Genomic DNA, 21,233 nt, shown 5'->3' with positions numbered 1-21,233 from the left:
CCCCTGTTTCCATCTCCGGGCGTTGCCGCCCCGCCCTGACGGGCCGGGCGCGCCCCTTCAGTCCCGAAGCGCCAGTGCCACGAAGCGCGGCTCGCCCCCGCGGCGCACCAGAAGCAGGATCGACTTGCGTCCGGCATCCCTGGCCTCGTCAATCCTCTTTTGCAGATCGCGGATCGTGCGCACCTTCTGCTGACCGGCCTCGGTGATCACGTCACCCGCGCGCAGCCCCTTCTCAAAGGCCTGCGAGGTTTCATCGATGTCCATGACCACTAGGCCCTGCGCATCCTCGCCAAGCCCGAGCTGCCCGCGCAACTCGTCATTCATCGGCACCAGCGTCATGCCCAGAACCTCTTTCGGGGTTGCTTCGGGCTTTGCCCCGCCATCGCGCGGCCCGGCGGCTTCGGCCTCTTCGCGCCGGCCCAGCGTCACCTTGAAGGTCTGCGTGCCGCCGTCGCGGAAGACGACGACGCGCACGGTCTTGCCGACCTCGGTATTGCCGACGATACGAACCAGAGAGCGGGTGTCCTTCACCTCGATCCCGTCGAAGGACAGGATCACGTCGCCGGCCTTGATCCCGGCCTCTTTCGCCGGCCCGTCGGGAACGTCCGTGACCAGCGCCCCGGCAACCTTGTCCAGGCCGATCGCATCGGCCACGTCCTCGGTCACGTCCTGGATGCGCACGCCAAGCCACCCGCGGCGGGTTTCGCCGAACTGCTTGAGCTGATCGACCACCCGGGACACCACGTTGGAAGCCATCGAGAAGCCGATGCCGATGGAGCCGCCATTGGGCGACAGGATCGCGGTGTTCACACCGATCACCTCGCCCTCCATGTTGAACAGGGGCCCGCCGGAATTGCCGCGGTTGATGGCCGCGTCGGTCTGGATGAAATCGTCATAGACCCCGGAGAGGGCGCGGTTGCGGGCGGACACGATGCCGGCACTGACCGAAAACCCCTGCCCCAGCGGGTTGCCCACGGCAATGACCCAGTCGCCAACCTTGGCGGTGTCGGAGTCGCCGAAGGTCACGAAGGGCAGCGGCTTGTCCGCCTCGACCTTGAGCAACGCGATATCCGTGGTCTTGTCGGTACCGACCACCTCGGCCTTGATCTTGCGGCCGTCGAGAAACTCGATCGAGATTTCGTCGGCACCCTCGATCACGTGGTTGTTGGTGACCACATAGCCATCTTCAGAGATCACGAAGCCCGAGCCCAGCGCCGTCGAACGGCGCGGACGGTTCTCGCCGCCATTGCGGTCCTGAAAATCCTTGAAGAAGTCCTCGAAGGGCGAGCCCTTGGGCACGATGCCCTCGAAGCCGGGACGCCCCTCGATCAGCGTCGTGGTGGTGATGTTGACCACGGCCGGGCTGACCCGCTCGACCAGCGGGGCGAAGCTGTCGGAGCGGGCCTGAACCATCACCGCCTGCGCCAGAACCAGAAGCGTGGCGAGAAAACCCAGCCACAGGGCCCTTGCCCGCGCCGGGGAAAGCCCCCGGACCATCGAAATTGAAACTGCGACGTGCTGCAACGGAATCCTCCTCATACCCGCGGCCGGGGCGGTGGCCCCGTGCCCTTGATGTCCTTTCTGCAAAGATGGGGCGAAAGCGGCAGCAATGCCAGCCCCGCAATCATTACAATCCTGTAATCCTGCGCCCGATCCCGCAACCGGAACCGTCGGTCAGGCGCCGAACTGCTTGGCAATCCAGACGAGGATCAGCCCGATGACCAGGCCGAGCAGCCCCAGCTGCCGGCGCGCCGCCTCTGGCAGGGCGCGCATTTCCTGCAGCAGCCTCTCGACGAGAGAAGGGGCCAGTGCCCAGACCAGCCCCTCCACGATCAGCACAAGTCCCAGCGCCAGAAGCGCAACCGCCATTACTCGGACCGGCCTCGCGCCGCCTTCTTCCCGGCCGTATCCGCCGTGTTCAGGTAGTTGAAGAACTCGGAGGTCGGCGACAGGATCAGCGATGAATTGTTGCCCGCAAGCGCCTTCTCGTAGGCATTGAGCGAACGGTAGAATTCGAAGAACTCGGGATCCCGGCCATAGGCCTCGGCAAAGATCGCATTGCGCTTGGCGTCTGCCTCACCGCGGATGATCTCGGCCTGGCGCTTGGCGTCCGAGACCAGCTCGACAACCGTCCGGTCGGCCTGGGCGCGCACCCGTTGCGCCGCTTCCTTGCCTCGGGCGATCTCGTCGGCGGCCTCGCGTTCACGTTCGGCCCGCATCCGGGAGAAGGTCGCCTCGAGGTTGGCCTGCGGCAGGTCGGTCCGCTTGAGCCGCACGTCGATTACCTCGAGTCCGAGATCGCGCGCCTCGGTAATGGCGCCGTTACGGATGCGCAGCATGAGCGCGGCCCGATCGGAACTGAGAATGTCGTTCGAACTGACCGAACCCAGCACTTCGCGGGTCTGCGCCCGCAGGATCGAGTCGAGCCGCGATTCCGCAAACGCCACACCGCCCGCACCGACCGCTTCGCGGAACTGCATGATATCCGCGATGCGATAGCGCGCGAAGGCGTCCACGACCAGCCGCCGATCATCCAGCGGCGTCACTTCCAGCGGCCCCACCTCGCGGCTGAGGATACGGTCGTCATAGGTGACGACCTGCTGGATCAGGGGGATCTTGAAGGCCAGTCCGGGATCTTCCTTGACCGCGACCACGCGGCCGAACTGGAGAACCAGCGCCTTTTCCCGTTCATCGACGATATAGATCGACGACAGGGCACCGATCGCCGCAAGGATCAGAACGGGCAGTATCAGGGCCGTTTTCCGCATCACTTCGTCTCCCCGCTCTTGCGCAGTTCATTGAGCGGCAGATAGGGCACGATTCCCTGTCCCTGCCCCTGTCCCAGCACGCTCTGGTCGATGAGGATCTTGTCCACGTTGCTCAGGACATTCTCCATCGTCTCGAGATACAGGCGCTTGCGCGTCACCTCGGGCGCCTTGCGGTATTCCTCGAGCACGGCGAGGAACCGGCTGGCCTCACCCTCGGCCTCGTTGACCACCTGCGCGCGATATCCTTCGGCCTCTTCCAGCGTCTGCGCGGCCTCGCCCCGAGCACCGGCCAGCACCTGGTTGGCATAGGCGTCGGCCTTCTTCTGCAGCCGGTCGCGTTCCTGGCCGGCGGACTGCACGGCGCGGAAGGCGTCCTTCACCGGTTCGGGCGGGTCGGCGCCATCGAAGTTCACCCGCACGATGTTCACGCCGCTGTTGTAACTGTCGAGCGTCGCCTGGGTCAGCTCCTTGAGCTTTTCGGCAATGATTCCCCGATCCCGGTTCAGGATCGGCGCGAGGTTCGATTGCGCGATGATCTCGCGCATGGCCGATTCCGACACCGCGCGGATGGTTTCGCGCGGATCACGCAGGTTGAACAGGAACTTGGCCGGATCCGAGATGTTCCAGACCACCTGAAAATCCACGTCGATGATGTTTTCGTCGCCGGTCAGCATCAGCCCGGCCTCGCTCCCGCGCGAGCCGGCGCCGATCTCTTCGGTTTGTTCGACCTTCACCGGAATCACCTCGGCCGTCACGACAGGCCAGGGGGCGAAGTTCAGGCCCGGATTGCCGATGGCCGAGAACTTGCCCAGAAACAGCTCCACCGACTGTTCCTCGGGCTTGACCGTGTAGAAACTGGCCAGCCCCCACAGGATGACCGCGGCCACCACACCAAGGCCGATCGTCCCGCGGGTCAGCATCGGACCGCCACTTCCGCCGCCCTTCCCCGGGCCGCCATTGCCGCGACCCGAACCGCCGCGCCCGCCCATCAGCACGCGCAGCTGTTCCTGCCCTTTCTTCACAAGCTCATCGATTTCCGGAATCTGCGGACCGTCCCTGTCCGGTCGGCGACCACCGCCGCCTCCGCCGGGCTTGCCCCGATCACCACCGCCACCGGAAGAACCTCCGCCCCCCCAGGGGCCACCGCTGTTACCCGCCATGTGCCCTCTTTCTGTCTCTCATGTCCACGCCGCTCGGGCGCCATTATTAAACTGTGCTCGGCAATCCGCAATTCAAGCGGTACGTACCGGGCTTCGCATCGTCACGATCTCTTCGGCCATGGTCGGGTGCACCGCCACGGTCCGGTCGAAATCCTCCTTGGTCGCCCCCATCTTCACCGCGATACCGGCAAGCTGGATCATCTCGCCGGCGCCGGGGGCGACGATATGACACCCCAGAACCCTGCGCGTGGCCCTGCTGACCACCAGCTTCATCAGGATGCGATTGCTGCGGCTCGAAAAGCAGGTCTGCATCGGCTTGAACGAATTCGAGTAGATCTCGATCGGCTCCTGCTCGCGCGCGTCCTCCTCGCTCATCCCGATGGTACCGAACTCGGGCTGGGTGAAGATCGCGGTCGGGATCAGCTCGTGATCCACCGGCGTCGGGTTGCCCCGGAACACGGTTTCCACAAAGGCCATGCCGTCACGGATTGCCACCGGGGTCAGGTTGGCCCGGTTGGTCACGTCGCCGATGGCATAAACCGAAGGCACCGAGGTCTGGCTGTATTCGTCCACGACGATCTCGCCATGGCGCCCCAGCTCGATCCCCAGATCCTCGAGCCCCAGCCCGGCGCTGTTCGGAACCCGGCCGGTGGCCAGAAGCACCTTCTCGAAGACCCGCTCGCTGCCGTTGGTGGCCCGCACGCGCACGCCGCCCGCGTCGGGCTTCATGTCGATAATCGTGGTGCCCACATGCACGTCGATGCCGTTCTGCACCATCTCCTCGCACACCAGCCCGCGCGCTTCGTCGTCAAAGCCCCGCAGGATCTGGGCGCCGCGGTAATACTGGGTCACCTCGACCCCGAGGCCATTGAGGATGCCGGCAAATTCGCAGGCGATATAGCCGCCGCCTGCCACCAGCACCGATTTCGGCAGTTCCTCGAAGTGAAAGACGTCATTCGAGGTGATCCCCAACTCGTCCCCAGGCAGCCCCGGCAGTGACGGCCGCCCGCCGGTGGCGATGAGGATATGCCTTGCCGTCTTGCGGGTGCCGTCGGCCAGTTCGACCGTGTGCGGGTCCACAAGGCGGGCACGCTGATCGAAGGTTTCGACACCGTTCGACTTCAGGATGTTGCGATAGACGCCTTCGAGCCGATCGAGCTCGGCGTGCAGCATGCCCCTGAACCTCTCCCAGTCGAAGCCGCCCCTGCTCACGTCCCAGCCATAGGCACGGGCATCGTCGACCAGGCTGCCGTATTCGCTGGCGAACACCATGAACTTCTTGGGCACGCAGCCGCGGATCACGCAGGTACCGCCATAGCGGTCCTCTTCCGCCAGCCCCACCCTGGCGCCAACCTCCCCGGCCGCCACGCGGGCTGCCCTCACGCCGCCGGAGCCGCCTCCGATGACGAACAGATCATAGTCGAAATTCATGCAGTCCTACTCCTGGTCGGCAAGATCGGTGAACAGGTTGTCGCTTTCCAGAAAGTCCAGCCGGTCATGTTCGATCGTGCCCTCGTTGATGTCGCGCAACTCGACCCGTCCATCCCCGTAGCCGACCACGACGACGTCACAGATATCCATGAACAACCCGTTTTCAACCACGCCGGGCATCTGGTTCAGCACCAGCGCCAGCTGCCGCGGCTCGCCGATGCGCCGCAGATGCAGGTCGATGATGTAATTTCCCTCGTCGGTCACGAACGGCGCCTCGCCGTTCATCCGCAACGTCCCGGTGCGGCCCAGCACGTCCATCGAGGTCAGCGTCTCCTCGATCAGCGCCAGCGTCGTCTGCCAGCCGAAGGGGATCACCTCGACCGGCAGCGGAAAGGCGCCCAGCGTCTCGACCTCCTTGCCCACATCGGCGATCACCACCATCTGGTCCGAGGCCGTGGCCACGATCTTTTCCTGCAGCAACGCCCCGCCACCGCCCTTGATCAGGTTCAGCTCGCTGTCGAACTCATCGGCCCCGTCGATGGTCAGATCAAGCCACTTCGCCTCGTCCAGCGAGATCACCTCGATCCCCACTTCCCTGGCCAGCTCCGCCGTCCGGGTCGAAGTCGGCACGCCACGAAACTTCAGACCGCCCTCGCGCACCATCTCGCCCAGGCAGCGAACCAGCCATGCGGCGGTCGATCCGGTGCCCAGCCCCACCCGCATCCCGTCCTCGACGAAGTCGGCAGCGCGCTTGGCGGCGACGAACTTGGCCTTGTCGATGGGCGACAATTCTCCGGTCATGGCAGAAACTCCCGTAACTGTTGCCGGCCTTATACGGAATGTCGCCCCCAAGCGCGAGGCCGTATTCGCATTCCCCCTTCACTCGCCCCCTCTTCCTCTTGCCCCAAATACTCCGGGGTGAATTGCCCCGGCACGGGGCAAGAGGGGCAGCGCCCCTCCCCGAAGGACGCCCGGCTTTGAACCACGGCCGCCTTTCCGATAGGAAACGTCGCAAACCGCCCTCCAACGGCCCAGGATACGCCCTATGACCCGTTCCATGACCGCGCCCTACCGCCTGCACTACGCCCCCGACAACGCCTCGCTCATCGTGCGGCTGGCGCTCGAGGAAATGGGCCTGCCCTACAGGACCGTCCTCGTGGACCGCACCCGCGCCGAACAGCGCAGCGCCGAATTCCGCACGCTCAATCCGACCGGGCTGATCCCGGTCCTGGTGACACCGCAGGGGCCGATCTTCGAAACCGGGGCGATCCTGTTGTGGCTGGCCGACACTCACGGCGCGCTGGCGCCAGCCCCACAAGACGACACGCGCGGGCCTTTCCTGAAATGGCTGTTCTTCACCTCCAACACGCTGCATGCGGATCTGCGGATGCTGTTCTACCTGGACAGATACGCCGGCCCCGACCCCGCAGCCCAGGCCGGGCTGCGCGCCAACCTCACCCCGCGCCTGCGCGAACACCTGGCCCACCTCGACGCGGTCGCCGCCGGCACGCCCGACTGGCTGCGCGAAGGGCAGCCCTCGGTCCTGGCCTTCTACATCGCCAGCCTGATGCGCTGGATGGCGCTCTACCCGCGCGGCTTCGACCGCACATGGTATCTGCCCGGCGACACGCCCCACCTGCTGCGAATCCTCGAATATCTCGAAACCCTGCCCTCGGTGCAGGCCGCGCAGAAGGCCGAGGGGCTGGGGCCCACCCCCTTCACCGCTCCGGTCCTCGCCAGACCGCCCGAAGGGAGCGCCACCTGACATGTTCCTGTCGGTCTTCGACATGTTCAAGGTTGGGGTCGGACCGTCCTCGTCCCACACCATGGGGCCGATGGTGGCGGCCGCGCGGTTTCTCGACCGCATGCGCGCCTCGCCCTTCGCCTTCGCCGGGTTGCGCGCCAGCCTGCACGGCTCGCTCGCCTTCACCGGCGTGGGCCACGCCACCGACCGCGCCACGATCCTCGGGCTGGCCGGCTTCACCCCCGACAACTACGATGCCGAGGCCGCCGAGGCCGCACTGGCCGAGATCCGCACAACCCGCACTCTCCGCCCCGAAAACCTGCCCGTGCTGCGCTTCGATCCCGCCCACGACCTGATCTTCGACCATGACCGCCCCCTGCCCGGACACGCCAACGGCATGATCCTCATGGCTACCGACGCCCAGGGCGACGTGATCCTGCAGGAAACCTACTACTCCGTCGGCGGCGGTTTCGTCCTGACCGAACGGGAACTGGCCGAGGGAAAGGATGCCAATGACGGCCCGCCCGTGCCCTGGCCCTTCGAAACCGCCGCCCGGATGCTGGAGATGGCACGAGAAAGCGGCAAGTCCATCGCCGCGATGAAGCGGGAAAACGAGATCGCGCGCGGCTGCGCCACCAGCCTGTCCAGCGGCACGGCGCGCATCTGGGAGGTGATGAACGCCTGCATCGAACGCGGCCTGAATGCGACAGGCACCCTGCCCGGCGGGCTGAAGGTCAGGCGCCGGGCCGGGGAAATCTACCGGAAGCTGCTGGCCGAACGTGGCACGAATCTCGCTGCACCGCACATGATCAACGACTGGATCAGCGTCTACGCCATGGCCGTGAACGAGGAAAACGCCGCCGGCGGACAGGTGGTCACCGCCCCCACCAACGGCGCCGCGGGGGTGCTGCCGGCGGTGCTGCGCTACTACCTCGAACACGTCCCCGGCGCCGTCCCCTCGCAGGTCGAGGACTTCCTCCTGACCGCCGCGGCCATCGGCGGGCTGATAAAATACAACGCCTCGATCAGCGGCGCCGAGGCCGGCTGCCAGGCCGAGGTGGGCAGCGCCTCCGCCATGGCCGCGGCGGGGCTGTGCGCGGTGATGGGCGGCAGCCCCGAGCAGGTGGAGAACGCCGCCGAGATCGCGCTCGAACACCACCTGGGCATGACCTGCGACCCGGTGAAGGGGCTGGTGCAGGTGCCCTGCATCGAACGCAACGCGCTGGGCGCGATCAAGGCGGTCAGCGCCGCCTCGCTGGCCCTGCGCGGCGACGGCACCCATTTCGTGCCGCTCGATGCCTGCATCGAGACCATGCGCCAGACCGGGCGGGACATGCATGAAAGATACAAGGAAACCTCGCTGGGCGGGCTGGCGGTGAACGTGCCCAACTGCTGAAGCGCCCGCGCCGCCCGGGACACTGCGGGGACCCGGCGGAGCCACGTCTCAGGGCAGCGCCACGCCCGGCGCGATGGCCCGGATCGCCGCATCCAGCGCCCGGCGCGGCACCATCACCAGCAGCCCCGGCCCGTCCAGCTCCAGGCGCACCTCGCCCAGCGCCCGGTTCGAGGTGCCCACCCGCCCGTCGGGCGCCAGCTCCAGCCCGTCGATCGGCCATTCCAGCCCGCGCGAACGCCCGCGCAGGCGGCGCATCGGGAACAGCGACACCACATCGCCCGGCACAACCCCCAGCCGCAGCCGCGAAGGAGCGTGAAACACCACCTCGCGCGCACCCAGCAGCAGGCAGGGCCGCTCGGCGCGGCGCACCAGCGCATTGAAGGCGGCCAGCTGGTGATCGACCCGCGCCCCGGTGAACCCCACGCCGATGATCAGCGGCGCATCGATATTGCGCAGGGCCTTGTCGAAATCGGTGCTGTCCTGTTCACGGATCGGAAACAGACGGGCGGCCGGAATCCGCGCGCGCAGGGCCGGAGACAACGAGTCGAAATCACCGATCACCGCCTCGGGGACATGCCCCGCGGCCAGGACCGCACCCGCCCCGCCATCCGCCGCAACGATCCTCGGCGCGCGCAATATCGCCATGTCAAGGTCATTTTCGCCAATCCAGCCGCCACCAACCAGCGTTATCGGCTCCGAACTGCGAACAATGGCTGATGAATCGGGCAATTTATCGCCCATATTGGAAACAGGCCACAATCAGGCCACAAAATGATACGGTGATGCGCATAGATTCGGTCCGCTTTTGTCGCTGTTAACATGGTAAACCGCGGCAACAAAACTGTTAGAGGACGAGCATCCGATGGTACAGAGCAACAAGGTCCTGACCGTTTCCTACGGCACGTTTTCCTGCACGCTGGAAGGGTTCGAGGACTCCTTCGAGACCATGAAGGCGATTGCCGAATACTTCCGGGATCTTGCTGCGGACGACCGGTATTTCGGGGCTGAACCTCCGCAGCCGGATGCCGAGATGCTCGCCCGGATCGCCGAACGCGAGATCGCCCGCCAGGTCGAGGCCCGGCGCGAGGGCAGCGGCATCGTGCTGCGCGCGGCCCGGCCGCTGCCGGGCAAGGCCGCAACCGAACCCACCTCCGGGTCCGCTGGCGAACCGGCCCCCGAATCACCCCCCGTCGAATCACCCCCCGTCGCGCCGTCCATCCCGCGTGAGGCGCCGCAAGCCGGAACCGTCTCTGAAAGCGGGACCGGGCACACCCCCGAAAGCGCCGCCGAAATCGCCGCCGAACCAGCGCCGGAACCGGCCCCCGAAACCGTCGTCGAACCCGCGCCCACGGCCGAGCAGGCCGCGCGACCGGCGGCAGACGAACCCGCGCCGGAAACCGCCCGGGCCGAGACCACCGAGCCCGAAACCCTCGTGGTCGAACCGGTCGCGCCCCGGCCAAGGCCCGCCCCCGACAGCATCGCCGCCAAGCTGGCCCGCATCCGCGCGGTCGTGGCCCGCAACGAACAGGCGGCGCAAGACGAAACCTACGACGAGGATTACACCGAGCCCGTCCCCGCCGGCGATTTCACGGCCATGGTGGCCGAGGACATGACCCGGGCGCTCGAGGCCGATGCCGAAACCGCCGAGGACGGGGCCGAACCCGCAGCCGGCGAAACCGGTGAGGCAGCGCCGGAAACGGCCGAAGGCGAAACCGCGGAAGACATCCCTCCCGAAGAGGACATCACCGACGAATTCGAGGCCGCTCTTGCCGAGGCCGAGGCGCCCGCCGCCCCGGAAGAGACGCTTGCCGCCGAAATCGAATCCCTTCCGCCGGTGACCGCCGCCGAAGACGCCGCCCCCGAACCGGCCGAAGCGATGGAGGAGCAGGAGCCGCAAGAGGTTGCGCAGGCGCCCGAGACCGCCGGGCCGCTTGGCGATGACACGGTCCTGAGCGAAGGCGAATCCCCCGCCGACGCCGCCCCGGAACCGGGCGAGGAAGACAGCCTGTTCGGCGATCTGCAGCAGGATCTGCCCGAGGACGAGGCCAGCGAGGACGCGGCCGGGGACGGCATGTCCAACATCCTTGCCGAAGACGGCGAAGAGGGTGAGGAATACGAGGACGAAACCGACACCGCCGAGGACGGAGAGAGCCGCGAAAGCATCGCCCGTGTCCTGCGCATCAAGCGCAGCCGGATCGAAGCGGCCATCGAGGCGGGCGAACTGGAAGAAGTGACCGAAGACGCCGGGCAGGAAGAGGCGACCGAAGAGAAGGGCGCCACCGAACCGGAGCCGCACGCCGAGGTCGAACCGGAGACCGAACTGCAGGCCGGACCCGGGCCCGAACAGGCCGCCGAAACCGTGGCGACCCCGACTGTCACCTCGCTTTCGCCCGAGGACGAAGCGGATCTCATGCGCGAACTGGCCGAGGTCGAAGCATCGTTCATCGGCGAACAGGCCGCGCAACCGGAACAGCCCGTCGAACAGAAGGAACCGCGCGACGCGGCCGCACCGCTGCTCACCGAAGACACCGATAAGGATGTCGCCCGCCTGCTCGACGAGGCGGACGAGAAGCTGAGCGATCCCGAGGCCGCGGCGCGGCACGAAACCTACGATCACATGCGCGCGGCCGTGGCCACGACCAGGGCCGAACGCATGGCCGGCGGCACCATGGGCACCTATGCCAGCGACGACCCCTATCGCGAGGATCTGGCAAGCGTGGTCCGACCGCGCCGCCTCGAAGAGGAAGAGGGAGAAGCCCCCCGCCCGCAGCGACCCGCAATCGGACGCCAGGCCCCGCTGCGGCTGGTGGCCGAGCAGCGGGTCGATACCGGCGCCGGCATTGCCGCCCGCGGAGCGGTCCGCCCGCGCCGGGTGTCATCGCGGATGATTGCCGCAGACTCCGAGGGCACGGCGATCCTGGGCCGCGGCTTTGCCGAATATGCGGCACAGACGGGCGCGCGCGAGTTGGCCGAGCTGCTTGAAGCCGCGGCCGCCTATCTCACCTATATCGAGAGGCGCGAACAGTTCTCGCGGCCGCAACTGATGTCGATGGTTCAGCAGGTCGCGACCGACCGCTTCAACCGCGAGGACGGCCTGCGCGCCTTCGGGCAGCTGCTGCGCGACGGCAAGATCGAACGCCGCGGCGGCGGGCGCTTCTCGGTCTCCGGCGAAATCGGCTTCCGCCCGGATCAGCGCGCCACCGGCTGAGCCCGCATCGCGCCATCCCTGACGAAAACGGCGGCCCGGCAACCGGCCGCCGTTTTCATTCCCTCCTTCCGGCCTCCTGAACCCGGATCAGTCCCGACCTTCGGTCTCGTCCGGATCCGCGTCCGGGTCAGCCTGCCCGATCCCGCGAAACACGAATTTGAACGGCGTGATCCACAGGAATCCCAGCACCACGTAGACGATCAGCTCTACCAGCAGCGGCGGGCGGTCCAGCCAGTTCACAACGGTGATCGACGCGACGACATAAATCGGCAACCCGACCAGCAGGATCACCAGCGACCAGCGTTTGCGGGCTTTGTACGACAGTGCCATCAGTCTGCGAACGGATCGGTGACGAGGATGGTGTCCTCGCGCTCGGGGCTGGTGGACAGAAGCGCGACCGGGCAGCCGATCAGCTCTTCGACCCGGCGCACATACTTGATCGCATTGGCGGGCAGATCGGCCCAGCTGCGCGCGCCCTCGGTCGATTCCGACCAGCCGGGCATTTCCTCATAGAGGGGGCGGCAGCGGGCCTGATGGTCGGCCGCCGTGGGCAGGTGGTCGATGCGCTGCCCGTCCAGCTCGTAGCCCACGCAGATCTTGAGCGTCTCGAACCCGTCAAGCACGTCGAGCTTGGTCAGCGCGATGCCGTTGATGCCGGAAATGGCGCAGCTCTGGCGCACCAGAACCGCGTCGAACCAGCCGCAGCGGCGCTTGCGCCCGGTGGTGGTGCCGAATTCATGGCCGCGCTCGCCCAGGCGCTGGCCGTTCTCGTCGTCCAGCTCGGTCGGGAAAGGGCCCTCGCCGACGCGGGTGGTGTAGGATTTGACGATGCCCAGCACGAAGTCGATGGCGCCCGGGCCGATGCCGGTGCCGGTGGCCGCCTGCCCCGCGATCACGTTCGAGGAAGTGACGAAGGGATAGGTGCCGAAGTCGATGTCCAAGAGCGCCCCCTGCGCCCCCTCGAACAGGATGCGTCTGCCGGCGCGGCGCTTTTCGTTCAGCACCTTCCACACGGGAGCGGCAAATTTCAGGATTTCCGGAGCTATCTCCCGCAGCGCGGTAATCAGCGCCGCGCGGTCCACCGGCTCCAGCCCCAGCCCCGCGCGCAGCGCATTGTGATGCACCAGCGCCCGGTCCACGCGGGCCTCCAGCGTCGCCGCATCGCCCAGATCGGCGACCCGGATCACCCGCCGGCCCACCTTGTCCTCGTAGGCCGGGCCGATGCCGCGGCCGGTGGTGCCGATCTTGCCCACCGAGGCCTGCGCCTCGCGCGCCCGGTCCAGCTCGCCATGAAAGGGAAGGATCAGCGGCGTGTTCTCGGCAATCATCAGCGTCTGGGGGGTGATCTCGACCCCCTGGGCGCGCAGCGTGGCGATTTCCTCCAGAAGGTGCCAGGGATCGAGCACCACGCCATTGCCGATGACCGACAGCTTGCCCCCGCGCACCACCCCCGAGGGCAGCGCATGCAGCTTGTAGGTCACCCCGTCGATGACCAGCGTGTGGCCCGCGTTGTGCCCGCCCTGAAAGCGCGCGATCACGTCCGCGCGCTCGCTCAGCCAGTCAACGATCTTGCCTTTCCCCTCGTCGCCCCACTGGGCGCCGACAACGACGACATTGGCCATGTCCGGTCCTTCTTGCGGTTTGAACGAAAACCCGCGCCCGTATAGCGGTGCGCGGGCCACAGTGAAACCGCTAATTCGACGCGGGCCCCGCCGGCAGCCCCGATCACGTTTGCGCGAGCCGGCCGGCAGGCGGGTCACGCCCACGAAATACCCGGCCGCCGGCCTGTTGACGCTGACATCGGGCCGGGTCAGTCTGACTTCATTGGTTATTTTGCTCAGTGCAACAGGGAAGAGGATTTCTGAACATGTTCGACCGTCGCCGGTTCCTGATTGCGGGAATTGCCTCGGCATCGCTTGGGTTCGCCGGGCGCGCCATGGCACACAAGAAGGGCGACGCTTACGTCCTTCCCGAAGAATACCAGCCCCGCGAAGTCAGGCTGAAGACGAAGCTTCCCGCCGGCGAGATTCACGTCGATCCGAACCAGTTTGCGCTGTTCTGGACGCTGCCCGGCAACAGGGCGATCCGCTACACTGTCGGGATCGGCCGCGGCAACCTGTACCATGCCGGCGTGTTCCATGTGGGCCGCAAGGAAAAATGGCCGCGCTGGATCCCCACAAAGGACATGATGGAGCGCCAGCCCGAGGCCTACAAGGATTTCCTCGAAGGCGGACGCTTCGAGAACGGCCAGCCCGGCGGCATCAGCAACCCGCTGGGCGCGCGGGCGCTGTATCTGTATTCGGCGACCGGACGCGACACCTATCTGCGGATCCACGGCACCAACGATCCCAGAACCATCGGCATCCCGGTGTCGAACGGCTGTGCGCGGCTCATCAACCCGCATATCGAACAGCTTTATGAACTGGTGCCGCTGAACACGCGGGTGGTGCTTTACAAGCGGGCCGGCGTGGGGCCGGCCCATTCCACCATTCCCGGCACCGAGTTCGACCGGCAGAGCTGAGCGGCAACTGGGCGGAAAAAGCCGCTTCCAAGCGGCTTTCCACGCGGTTTGCAAACCGCGTGTGCAAGGCGTTTCGAAACGCCTTGCCCCGAACCGCCGCGAAGCAGCCCTCCCGCGTCGCCCCTATACGAGACGCGAGGATTCAATGGCCGCGCGCACGAAATCCGCAAACAGCGGGTGCGGGTCGAAGGGCTTGGATTTCAACTCGGGGTGGAACTGCACGCCGATGAACCAGGGATGGTCGGTCCATTCCACGATCTCGGGCAGGCGCCCGTCGGGGGACATGCCGGAAAAGCGCAGCCCGCATTCCTCCAGCCGCTCGCGGTATTTCAGATCCACCTCGTAGCGGTGGCGGTGGCGTTCCTCGATCCGGGTCGAGCCGTAGATCTGCGCCACCTTCGACCCCTCGGCCAGAACCGCGCTGTAGGCGCCCAGCCGCATGGTCCCGCCCTTGTCGTCATCGACATTACGCTGGACGGTGTAATTGCCCTGCACCCACTCCTTGAGGTGATAGACCACCGGCTCGAACCGCTTTCGGCCGGCTTCGTGGTCGAACTCCTCGGATCCGGCGGCGGCGATCCCGGCCACGTTGCGCGCCGCCTCGATCACCGCCATCTGCATGCCCAGACAGATGCCGAGATACGGCACCTTGCGTTCGCGCGCGAACTGGGCGGCGCGGATCTTGCCCTCGGTCCCGCGTTCGCCGAACCCGCCGGGAACAAGTATGGCGTCGAACTTCTCCAGCCGGGGCGCGGGATCCTCGGCCTCAAATATCTCGGCATCCACCCATTCGACATTGACCTTGACCCGGTTGGCGATGCCGCCATGGGTCAGCGCTTCGGCAATCGACTTGTAGGCATCCTCAAGCTGGACGTACTTGCCGACGATGGCGATGTTGACCTCGCCCTCGGGGTTGAAGATGCGGTCGGCCACGTCCTCCCAGCGGTCGAGATTGGGCTTCGGCGCGGGGGTGATGCCGAAAGCGTCCAGAACCGCCTGGTCCAGCCCTTCACGGTGATAGGCCAGCGGTGCCTCGTAGATGGATTTCAGGTCCATGGCGGCGATCACCGCCTCGGGACGCACATTGCAGAACAGCGCCAGCTTGTCGCGCTCCTTCCGGGGGATGGGATATTCCGACCGGCAGACCAGGATGTCGGGCGCCAGCCCGATCGAGCGCAACTCCTTCACCGAATGCTGGGTCGGCTTGGTCTTCAACTCGCCACTGGCCTTGATGTAGGGCAGAAGGGTCAGATGCATGAAGATGCACTGCCCGCGCGGGCGGTCCTGGCTGAACTGGCGAATCGCCTCGAAGAAGGGCAGCCCCTCGATGTCGCCCACGGTGCCCCCGATCTCGCAGAGCATGAAATCGACCTCGTCGTCACCGATGGCGATCCAGTCCTTGATCTCGTTGGTGACGTGGGGAATCACCTGGATGGTCTTGCCCAGATAATCGCCGCGGCGCTCCTTCTCCAGCACGTTGGAATAGATCCGCCCCGAAGAGACCGAGTCGGTCTTGCGCGCCGCCACGCCGGTGAAGCGTTCGTAATGGCCCAGATCCAGGTCAGTCTCGGCGCCGTCATCGGTGACGAAGACCTCGCCATGCTCGAAGGGGCTCATGGTGCCGGGATCGACGTTCAGATAGGGGTCGAGCTTGCGCAGCCGCACGGAAAAGCCGCGGGCCTGCAGCAGCGCCCCCAGCGCGGCCGAGGCCAGCCCCTTGCCCAGAGACGAAACGACACCGCCGGTGATGAAGATGTAACGCGCCATGTCTGTCGGCTGCCCCCCGTGAAATGGTCAATTCTGCGAGTGCCCAGAACGGTCGGACCGACCGCAGCATCACGGGACTCCATTGTTGCAGGATTCGCGCATCCGCGCAAGTGGACCGCAAGATGCTGTTGCGATCACCTTTGTATTTTCAAGGTCTTGTGGATCAGTCCGCCCGCGGCACCTTCGGCGCGTTGTCCCCCGGCACCGGCGGAAGCAGCTCACCCGCCGGCGGCACCGCCGGCGCCGCGGGCTCTTCCGTGGCCGGCACGCTCGTGCCCAGCCGGTCGAGCACCGACGTCCCGGCGGATTTCTCGGCCGCGAGAATCGTCAGCGTGATCGACGTGCCGATGAAGGCGATGGCGAAAATCCATGTCACCTTGCTCAGCGCCGTGGCGGCCGCGCGGCCCGACATGACGCCGCCACCGCCGCCGCCCATGCCGAGACCGCCGCCCTCTGACCGCTGAAGCAGGACGACACCGATCAGGCCCAGGGCCAGCAGCAGGTGAATGATGAGAACGACGTTTTCCATGAAGACTCGCGGCGGTTGGACGTGTCGCGCGGTATGTAGGCAAGTTTGTCCGCAGGGGCAAGTGACGATTGCCGCCGCCTGCCTGCGGCGCGGTCGAGGCGCCCGAAGCCGGGGCGGCACCGGCGGGGCTGGACATGCGCACCTTTGCGGATCACACTCCGGCCCATGCCGCACGATCATCATGACGACCACCCGCACGCCCTTCTGCCACCCGAGCCGGCTCTGCGCGTGAAGGCGCTGGAAACCATCCTTGCGCGCAAGGGGCTGATCGACCCCGCCGCGCTGGATGAGATCATCGACACCTACCAGAACCGCATCGGCCCGAAGAACGGCGCCATGGTGGTGGCGCGGGCTTGGACCGACCCGGAATTCCGCGCCCGGCTGCTGGAGGACGCAACGGCGGTGGTGGCCGATCTGGGCTTCTTCGGGCGCCAGGGCGAACATGTCGTCGCGGTCGAGAACACGCCCGAGGTGCACAACATGGTCGTCTGCACGCTGTGCAGCTGCTACCCGTGGCCGCTTCTGGGCATCCCGCCGGCCTGGTACAAATCCGACGCCTACCGCTCCCGCGCGGTGCGCGAACCGCGCAAGGTGCTGGCCGAATTCGGCGTGACCCTGCCCCCGGAAACCACCGTGCGGGTGTGGGATTCCACCGCCGAGGTCCGCTACCTGGTGATTCCCATGCGCCCCGACGGCACCGACGGGCTCGGCGTCGAGCAGCTCGCCGCCCTCGTGACCCGCGACAGCATGGTGGGCACCGGCCTGCCGAAGGCCCCGGCATGAGCCGCATCCACGACATGGGCGGCCGCTTCGGCCATGGCCCGGTGGACCCCGGCCACCCCGACGATCCGCCCTTCGCCACCGACTGGCACGCCCGCGCGCTGGCGCTGACCCTTGCCGCCGGCGCGCTGGGGCAATGGACGCTGGACGCCTCGCGCCATGCCCGCGAACGTCTTGCCCCCCGCGACTATCTGAACTTCTCCTACTACGAAAAATGGCTGGCCGCACTGGCCGACCTGCTGGTGGAAACCGGCGTGCTGACACAAGAGGACCTGGCCGCCACCGACCTGGACGGCGGCACCGACGCCCCGCATCCACTCTCGACAAGGAAACTGAAGGCCGAGGACGTCAGCGGGGTCCTTGCCCGCGGAGGCCCGGCCGACCGCCCCTGCCCGGCCGAACCCGTCTTCACCACGGGCCAGAAAGTGCGCACCCGCCGCCCCGCCGAAAACCACCTTGTCGCTGGCGGCCATACCCGCCTGCCGGCCTACGCCGCCGGCGCCACCGGCCGGATCATCCGCATCCACGGCTGCCATGTCCTGCCCGATTCCAACGCCCACGGGCTGGGCGAGGCACCCGAACCGCTCTACACGGTCGCCTTCCCCGCATCCCGGCTCTGGGCCCACCCCGAGAACCCCCGCGACGAGGTGACACTGGACCTCTGGCAATCCTATCTGGAGCCCGCATGACCCGCCCTACCCTTCCTCTTGCCCGAAATACTCCGGGGGAGTCCGCCGCAGGCGGACGGGGGCAGAGCCCCCGCGACACCGCCGCCCCGAAAGCCGCGGAAATCCCGGAACCGGCATTCTCCGAACCCTGGCACGCGCAGGTCTTCGCCCTGACCGTGCACCTCAATGAATCCGGCCTGTTCGACTGGCCCGACTGGACGTGGCGCTTCGGCGAGACGCTGGCCCGACACGGGCTGAAGCGGGAACTCGACGGTGGCGACGACTATTTCAACGCCTGGCTGGAAACGCTGGAAACCCTTCTGGCCGAGATGGAAAAGGCCCCGCCGGATGAGGTAGACAGCATCCGCGATGCGTGGGAACGCGCCTATTTGTCCACGCCTCACGGCGCGCCGGTGCGACTGACCACGTGAGGCGCAGCGCGCATCGCGCCGGCCCGGCGCTGGCGGCTCTGCTCGCCGCCGGTCCGGCCCTGTCGCAGATCATGCCCGAAAGCTACGACCTGCTCGCCCGCGAGCTCGACGGGCGGATCGGATTTGAAACCCTGCCGCAGCGGCCCGAACCCGGCTTCAACCTCGACGCCCCGCTGCGTGAACCCGGCGCCTGGATCGGCGAACGCTTCGAGGGACGCGCGGTGTCGGGCCGGCCGCAGGATCGCCTCTCGGGACAGCCTGTCGCCCCGCTGGTAATTCGCGCCGGGGCGCCGGGGCGCAACCTGTCGGTCGCCTTTCACCGCGGTTTCGGCTCGAACGCCCTGTTCCCGCTGGGCCCGGCCGGCTTTCCGGCGCTGGAGGGGCGCGGCGAAGGCGCCGCTGCCATCCTGTTCGACCGCGACCAGGCCGCCATCGGGCTGATGGTGCACAGCGACTACCCCGACCCGCTGGGCACCCGCGCCCCGCAGGGCGCGGCAATCCTGCGCCTCTACACCCGCAAGGGGCAGCTCATCGCCGAAATCCGCCTTGCCCTGCAACCGGGCATCAACCGGATCGGGTTGCGCCGAGAAGGCGGCATTCCCGACATCGCCGGCATCGAGATCACCAATACCGATCCGGGCGGGGTTGCCATCGACGGCATCCTGTTCCAGCTTATCGCCCTGACCGGCTGAAACGGGAGGCGATACATGGCCAAGGGTTACTGGGTTGCACATGTCGACGTGGACGACATCGAAACCTATCGCAAATACATCGAGGCCAACGCCGCCCCCTTCGCCGAATACCGCGCCCGCTTCCTGGTCAGGGGCGGGCGACACATGATCCCCGAGGGGCACGCGAAATCCCGCACCGTGGTGATCGAATTCGACAGCTACGACAAGGCCGTCGCCTGCTACGAAAGCGCCGCCTACCAGGCCGCCAAGGCGATCCGCGATCCCGTCTCGAAGGCCGATCTCGTCATCATCGAAGGCCACGAGGGCTAGTTCCCGCTTGGCGCAGCCCCGATTGCAGGATATTTTTTCCGCCATGCCGCTGCTGAGGAAATTCTTCCAGGCCTTCCGCCCCGCCGCGCCGCCCGAGCTGCCCGATCCGGATGCGGAACTGGCGCTGGGGGCCCTGCTGGTGCGGGTGGCTCAGGCCGACCGCGACTATCAGGTCGAGGAAATCAGCCTGATCGACCGCATCCTGCAACGGCTCTACGGCCACAACGCCATCGAGGCCGCCAAGGTGCGCGCCACCTGCGAGAAGCTGCACGCCGCCGCCCCCGAAACCGACACCTTCGGCAAGCTGATCCGCGAAACCACCGGGCTGGAGGAACGCCTGGCCGCGATCGAGGCGCTGTGGGAGGTGGTCCTGGCCGATGGCGAGCAGAAGGAAGGCGAACTGAAGATCGTCGAGGACGCCCGCAAGGCCATGGGGCTGAGCTACAACGACAGCCAGGCGGCCCGCGAAAGGGTGCTGCAGCGGCGCGAGGGCTGATTCACGGTTGGCTCGGGCGGGAAGTCGGCATATATCGCCCCCATGTTCGGTGACTTCATCAGACGCCTGACCGGCCCCGATCCCGCGCCGCTTGGCCAGGCGGATGCCCGCCTTGCCCTGACCGCCCTGCTGGTGCGGATCGCGCGCTCGGACAACGACTATGCCGCGGCCGAGATCGACCGCATCGACCGCATCATCGCTCGGCGCTACGGGCTCAGCCCGTTCGAGGCAACCGCGCTGCGCCGCAAGGCCGAGGCGCTCGAATCCGAGGCCCCCGACACCGTGCGCTTCACCCGCGCCATCAAGGATGCGGTGCCCTACGAGGATCGCCGCGCCGTGGTCGAGGCCGCCTGGTCGGTCGTGCTTGCCGATGGCCGGCGGGCACAGGAAGAGGACGCGCTGATGCGCATGGTCGCTTCTCTTCTGGGGGTGAACGACCGCGACAGCGCGCTGGCAAGGCAACGGGCTGCAAGGGAATGATCGCCGCTCTGGGTATGTATGACATCGCCCCCCTGCGGGGCGCCAATGATCGATTCTGGGCGCTGATTCGCGACACACTGGGCTATGGGCCGCACCGGCTGACCCGCAACGCGGACCTGCGCGAGGTCTGGGACTCGCCCGACCTGCTGCTTGCCCAGACCTGCGGCCTGCCCTACCGGGCATGGCTGCACGGGCGGGTGCAGCTTGTCGGCACGCCCGATTACGGCCTGCCCGGCTGCCCGCCGGGGCATTACCGTTCGGTGATCGTGGTCCGGGCCGACGACCGGCGCGAGAGCCTCGACCAGTTCGCCGTCGGCACCATGGCCTTCAACGACCCGCTCTCGCAATCAGGCTGGGCGGCGGCGGTGGCGCATCTGCAGGCGCGCGGCCTTGCGCCGGCCCGGCTGCTGCGATCGGGCGGGCACGCGCTGTCCGCCCGCGCCGTGGCCGAGGGGCGCGCGGATTTCGCAGCTCTGGATGCGGTGACATGGATTCTCATGCGCGAACACGACCCGGTTGCGCGGGAGCTGCGCGAAATCGACCGCACGGAGCCGACTCCGGGCCTTCCGCTCATCACCGGACCCGGCCGCAACGCCACCGCCATCGCCGCGGCCGTGCGCCGGGCCATCGCGCTGCTTTCGCCCGAAGACCGCACCTCGCTGCACCTTCAGGCGTTGATCTCCATCCCCGCCGAGGACTACCTGTCTCTTCCCCTGCCACCGGAGCCCGAACGCGCCGCCTGAACCATCATCCCCGCTTCAGCGCCGTTTCACCGCCTGCTTCTGGCCAATTCGGCGCATTCCGATCGCCATTCGCCGTTTTGCAAGTTGCAATGCGACGGATTATCCGCCCT

The 21,233-nt window shown here is 67.2% G+C and carries 23 protein-coding genes; 12 read left to right on the top strand and 11 right to left on the bottom strand.

What is annotated here, in order from left to right; translation table 11 throughout:
• Positions 1 to 57 precede the first annotated feature (57 nt).
• The 6 genes from ACZ5CM_RS04320 to rpiA form a co-directional block, all read right to left on the bottom strand.
• Positions 58 to 1,497 carry a DegQ family serine endoprotease gene (locus tag ACZ5CM_RS04320; RefSeq protein ID WP_464641493.1) on the bottom strand — a complete coding sequence of 480 codons (1,440 nt, stop codon included), beginning with the start codon at positions 1,495 to 1,497 and terminating at the stop codon, positions 58 to 60.
• 177 nt (positions 1,498 to 1,674) lie between these two features.
• Complete coding sequence (locus ACZ5CM_RS04315; RefSeq protein ID WP_464641492.1) at positions 1,675 to 1,869, bottom strand: DUF2065 family protein; 195 nt, start codon at positions 1,867 to 1,869, stop codon at positions 1,675 to 1,677.
• On the bottom strand, positions 1,869 to 2,768 hold the full coding sequence (gene hflC, locus ACZ5CM_RS04310) for a protease modulator HflC (RefSeq protein WP_464641491.1): 900 nt from the start codon (positions 2,766 to 2,768) through the stop codon (positions 1,869 to 1,871). The genes ACZ5CM_RS04315 and hflC overlap by 1 nt, the downstream gene beginning before the upstream one ends.
• Positions 2,768 to 3,928, bottom strand: a complete 1,161-nt coding sequence (gene hflK, locus ACZ5CM_RS04305) for an FtsH protease activity modulator HflK (protein ID WP_464641490.1) — start codon at positions 3,926 to 3,928, stop codon at positions 2,768 to 2,770. The genes hflC and hflK overlap by 1 nt, the downstream gene beginning before the upstream one ends.
• 72 nt (positions 3,929 to 4,000) lie before the next feature.
• On the bottom strand, positions 4,001 to 5,359 hold the full coding sequence (gene gor / locus ACZ5CM_RS04300) for a glutathione-disulfide reductase (protein ID WP_464641489.1): 1,359 nt from the start codon (positions 5,357 to 5,359) through the stop codon (positions 4,001 to 4,003).
• A 6-nt stretch (positions 5,360 to 5,365) separates the two neighbouring features.
• Positions 5,366 to 6,160: a ribose-5-phosphate isomerase RpiA gene (gene rpiA / locus ACZ5CM_RS04295; protein ID WP_464641488.1), complete on the bottom strand. Its 795-nt coding sequence runs from the start codon at positions 6,158 to 6,160 to the stop codon at positions 5,366 to 5,368.
• A gap of 256 nt (positions 6,161 to 6,416) precedes the next feature.
• On the opposite strand from rpiA, the gene ACZ5CM_RS04290 reads away from it, so the two are divergent.
• Together ACZ5CM_RS04290 and ACZ5CM_RS04285 are read left to right on the top strand one after the other, a co-directional pair.
• Positions 6,417 to 7,124, top strand: a complete 708-nt coding sequence (locus tag ACZ5CM_RS04290) for a glutathione S-transferase family protein (protein ID WP_464642484.1) — start codon at positions 6,417 to 6,419, stop codon at positions 7,122 to 7,124.
• A gap of 1 nt (position 7,125) precedes the next feature.
• Positions 7,126 to 8,499, top strand: a complete 1,374-nt coding sequence (locus ACZ5CM_RS04285; RefSeq protein WP_464641487.1) for an L-serine ammonia-lyase — start codon at positions 7,126 to 7,128, stop codon at positions 8,497 to 8,499.
• A gap of 48 nt (positions 8,500 to 8,547) precedes the next feature.
• Here the strand turns inward: ACZ5CM_RS04285 and ACZ5CM_RS04280 are convergent, their stop codons facing one another.
• The gene (locus tag ACZ5CM_RS04280; RefSeq protein ID WP_464641486.1) at positions 8,548 to 9,144 is read right to left on the bottom strand and encodes a thiamine diphosphokinase; all 597 of its coding nucleotides are present in this window, start codon (positions 9,142 to 9,144) and stop codon (positions 8,548 to 8,550) included.
• A gap of 217 nt (positions 9,145 to 9,361) precedes the next feature.
• Between ACZ5CM_RS04280 and ACZ5CM_RS04275 the strand changes: the two genes are divergently transcribed.
• Positions 9,362 to 11,707, top strand: coding sequence for a chemotaxis protein CheA (locus ACZ5CM_RS04275; protein WP_464641485.1), 2,346 nt, complete (start codon positions 9,362 to 9,364; stop codon positions 11,705 to 11,707).
• Positions 11,708 to 11,794: 87 nt separating this feature from the next.
• Here the strand turns inward: ACZ5CM_RS04275 and ACZ5CM_RS04270 are convergent, their stop codons facing one another.
• Together ACZ5CM_RS04270 and ACZ5CM_RS04265 are read right to left on the bottom strand one after the other, a co-directional pair.
• Complete coding sequence (locus ACZ5CM_RS04270; RefSeq protein WP_464641484.1) at positions 11,795 to 12,037, bottom strand: DUF2842 domain-containing protein; 243 nt, start codon at positions 12,035 to 12,037, stop codon at positions 11,795 to 11,797.
• A complete protein-coding gene (locus ACZ5CM_RS04265; protein ID WP_464641483.1) occupies positions 12,037 to 13,329 on the bottom strand; it encodes an adenylosuccinate synthase in 1,293 nt (430 codons plus the stop codon). The genes ACZ5CM_RS04270 and ACZ5CM_RS04265 overlap by 1 nt, the downstream gene beginning before the upstream one ends.
• A gap of 245 nt (positions 13,330 to 13,574) precedes the next feature.
• On the opposite strand from ACZ5CM_RS04265, the gene ACZ5CM_RS04260 reads away from it, so the two are divergent.
• The gene (locus tag ACZ5CM_RS04260) at positions 13,575 to 14,228 is read left to right on the top strand and encodes a L,D-transpeptidase (RefSeq protein WP_464641482.1); all 654 of its coding nucleotides are present in this window, start codon (positions 13,575 to 13,577) and stop codon (positions 14,226 to 14,228) included.
• A 123-nt stretch (positions 14,229 to 14,351) separates the two neighbouring features.
• On the opposite strand, the gene ACZ5CM_RS04255 is transcribed toward ACZ5CM_RS04260, so the two are convergent.
• Positions 14,352 to 15,995, bottom strand: coding sequence for a CTP synthase (locus ACZ5CM_RS04255; protein WP_464641481.1), 1,644 nt, complete (start codon positions 15,993 to 15,995; stop codon positions 14,352 to 14,354).
• A gap of 163 nt (positions 15,996 to 16,158) precedes the next feature.
• Positions 16,159 to 16,524: a preprotein translocase subunit SecG gene (secG, locus tag ACZ5CM_RS04250; protein ID WP_464641480.1), complete on the bottom strand. Its 366-nt coding sequence runs from the start codon at positions 16,522 to 16,524 to the stop codon at positions 16,159 to 16,161.
• Between the two features lie 165 nt (positions 16,525 to 16,689).
• Here secG and nthA point away from each other — a divergent pair, with 165 nt between their 5' ends.
• From nthA to ACZ5CM_RS04210, 8 genes are all read left to right on the top strand, one after another.
• The gene (gene nthA, locus ACZ5CM_RS04245) at positions 16,690 to 17,307 is read left to right on the top strand and encodes a nitrile hydratase subunit alpha (protein WP_464641479.1); all 618 of its coding nucleotides are present in this window, start codon (positions 16,690 to 16,692) and stop codon (positions 17,305 to 17,307) included.
• On the top strand, positions 17,304 to 17,993 hold the full coding sequence (gene nthB, locus ACZ5CM_RS04240) for a nitrile hydratase subunit beta (protein ID WP_464641478.1): 690 nt from the start codon (positions 17,304 to 17,306) through the stop codon (positions 17,991 to 17,993). Before nthA ends, nthB begins: the two co-directional genes overlap by 4 nt.
• 101 nt (positions 17,994 to 18,094) lie before the next feature.
• Positions 18,095 to 18,403: a nitrile hydratase accessory protein gene (locus ACZ5CM_RS04235; RefSeq protein ID WP_464642482.1), complete on the top strand. Its 309-nt coding sequence runs from the start codon at positions 18,095 to 18,097 to the stop codon at positions 18,401 to 18,403.
• Positions 18,400 to 19,095 (top strand): hypothetical protein, encoded by a 696-nt coding sequence (locus ACZ5CM_RS04230; protein ID WP_464641477.1) that lies wholly within the window; start codon positions 18,400 to 18,402, stop codon positions 19,093 to 19,095. Before ACZ5CM_RS04235 ends, ACZ5CM_RS04230 begins: the two co-directional genes overlap by 4 nt.
• Before the next feature lie 15 nt (positions 19,096 to 19,110).
• Positions 19,111 to 19,404: a DUF1330 domain-containing protein gene (locus ACZ5CM_RS04225; RefSeq protein WP_464641476.1), complete on the top strand. Its 294-nt coding sequence runs from the start codon at positions 19,111 to 19,113 to the stop codon at positions 19,402 to 19,404.
• A 49-nt stretch (positions 19,405 to 19,453) separates the two neighbouring features.
• A complete protein-coding gene (locus ACZ5CM_RS04220; protein WP_464642480.1) occupies positions 19,454 to 19,900 on the top strand; it encodes a tellurite resistance TerB family protein in 447 nt (148 codons plus the stop codon).
• A gap of 42 nt (positions 19,901 to 19,942) precedes the next feature.
• A complete protein-coding gene (locus tag ACZ5CM_RS04215) occupies positions 19,943 to 20,380 on the top strand; it encodes a tellurite resistance TerB family protein (RefSeq protein ID WP_464641475.1) in 438 nt (145 codons plus the stop codon).
• Positions 20,377 to 21,123: a phosphate/phosphite/phosphonate ABC transporter substrate-binding protein gene (locus ACZ5CM_RS04210; RefSeq protein WP_464641474.1), complete on the top strand. Its 747-nt coding sequence runs from the start codon at positions 20,377 to 20,379 to the stop codon at positions 21,121 to 21,123. Before ACZ5CM_RS04215 ends, ACZ5CM_RS04210 begins: the two co-directional genes overlap by 4 nt.
• Positions 21,124 to 21,233 lie beyond the last annotated feature (110 nt).

The sequence above is a fragment of the Piezobacter thermophilus genome, assembly GCF_055386745.1.
The sequence above is the reverse complement of the archived record's forward strand: the minus strand, read 5'-3'. Positions and strand labels throughout refer to the sequence as shown.

Coding starts and splice junctions, on each gene's coding strand:
- ACZ5CM_RS04320 (WP_464641493.1), bottom strand. CDS start 1,497: ATGGTCCGGGGGCTTTCCCCGGCGCGGGCAAGGGCCCTGTGGCTGGGT.
- ACZ5CM_RS04315 (WP_464641492.1), bottom strand. CDS start 1,869: ATGGCGGTTGCGCTTCTGGCGCTGGGACTTGTGCTGATCGTGGAGGGG.
- hflC (WP_464641491.1), bottom strand. CDS start 2,768: ATGCGGAAAACGGCCCTGATACTGCCCGTTCTGATCCTTGCGGCGATC.
- hflK (WP_464641490.1), bottom strand. CDS start 3,928: ATGGCGGGTAACAGCGGTGGCCCCTGGGGGGGCGGAGGTTCTTCCGGT.
- gor (WP_464641489.1), bottom strand. CDS start 5,359: ATGAATTTCGACTATGATCTGTTCGTCATCGGAGGCGGCTCCGGCGGC.
- rpiA (WP_464641488.1), bottom strand. CDS start 6,160: ATGACCGGAGAATTGTCGCCCATCGACAAGGCCAAGTTCGTCGCCGCC.
- ACZ5CM_RS04290 (WP_464642484.1), top strand. CDS start 6,417: ATGACCGCGCCCTACCGCCTGCACTACGCCCCCGACAACGCCTCGCTC.
- ACZ5CM_RS04285 (WP_464641487.1), top strand. CDS start 7,126: ATGTTCCTGTCGGTCTTCGACATGTTCAAGGTTGGGGTCGGACCGTCC.
- ACZ5CM_RS04280 (WP_464641486.1), bottom strand. CDS start 9,144: ATGGCGATATTGCGCGCGCCGAGGATCGTTGCGGCGGATGGCGGGGCG.
- ACZ5CM_RS04275 (WP_464641485.1), top strand. CDS start 9,362: ATGGTACAGAGCAACAAGGTCCTGACCGTTTCCTACGGCACGTTTTCC.
- ACZ5CM_RS04270 (WP_464641484.1), bottom strand. CDS start 12,037: ATGGCACTGTCGTACAAAGCCCGCAAACGCTGGTCGCTGGTGATCCTG.
- ACZ5CM_RS04265 (WP_464641483.1), bottom strand. CDS start 13,329: ATGGCCAATGTCGTCGTTGTCGGCGCCCAGTGGGGCGACGAGGGGAAA.
- ACZ5CM_RS04260 (WP_464641482.1), top strand. CDS start 13,575: ATGTTCGACCGTCGCCGGTTCCTGATTGCGGGAATTGCCTCGGCATCG.
- ACZ5CM_RS04255 (WP_464641481.1), bottom strand. CDS start 15,995: ATGGCGCGTTACATCTTCATCACCGGCGGTGTCGTTTCGTCTCTGGGC.
- secG (WP_464641480.1), bottom strand. CDS start 16,524: ATGGAAAACGTCGTTCTCATCATTCACCTGCTGCTGGCCCTGGGCCTG.
- nthA (WP_464641479.1), top strand. CDS start 16,690: ATGCCGCACGATCATCATGACGACCACCCGCACGCCCTTCTGCCACCC.
- nthB (WP_464641478.1), top strand. CDS start 17,304: ATGAGCCGCATCCACGACATGGGCGGCCGCTTCGGCCATGGCCCGGTG.
- ACZ5CM_RS04225 (WP_464641476.1), top strand. CDS start 19,111: ATGGCCAAGGGTTACTGGGTTGCACATGTCGACGTGGACGACATCGAA.
- ACZ5CM_RS04215 (WP_464641475.1), top strand. CDS start 19,943: ATGTTCGGTGACTTCATCAGACGCCTGACCGGCCCCGATCCCGCGCCG.
- ACZ5CM_RS04210 (WP_464641474.1), top strand. CDS start 20,377: ATGATCGCCGCTCTGGGTATGTATGACATCGCCCCCCTGCGGGGCGCC.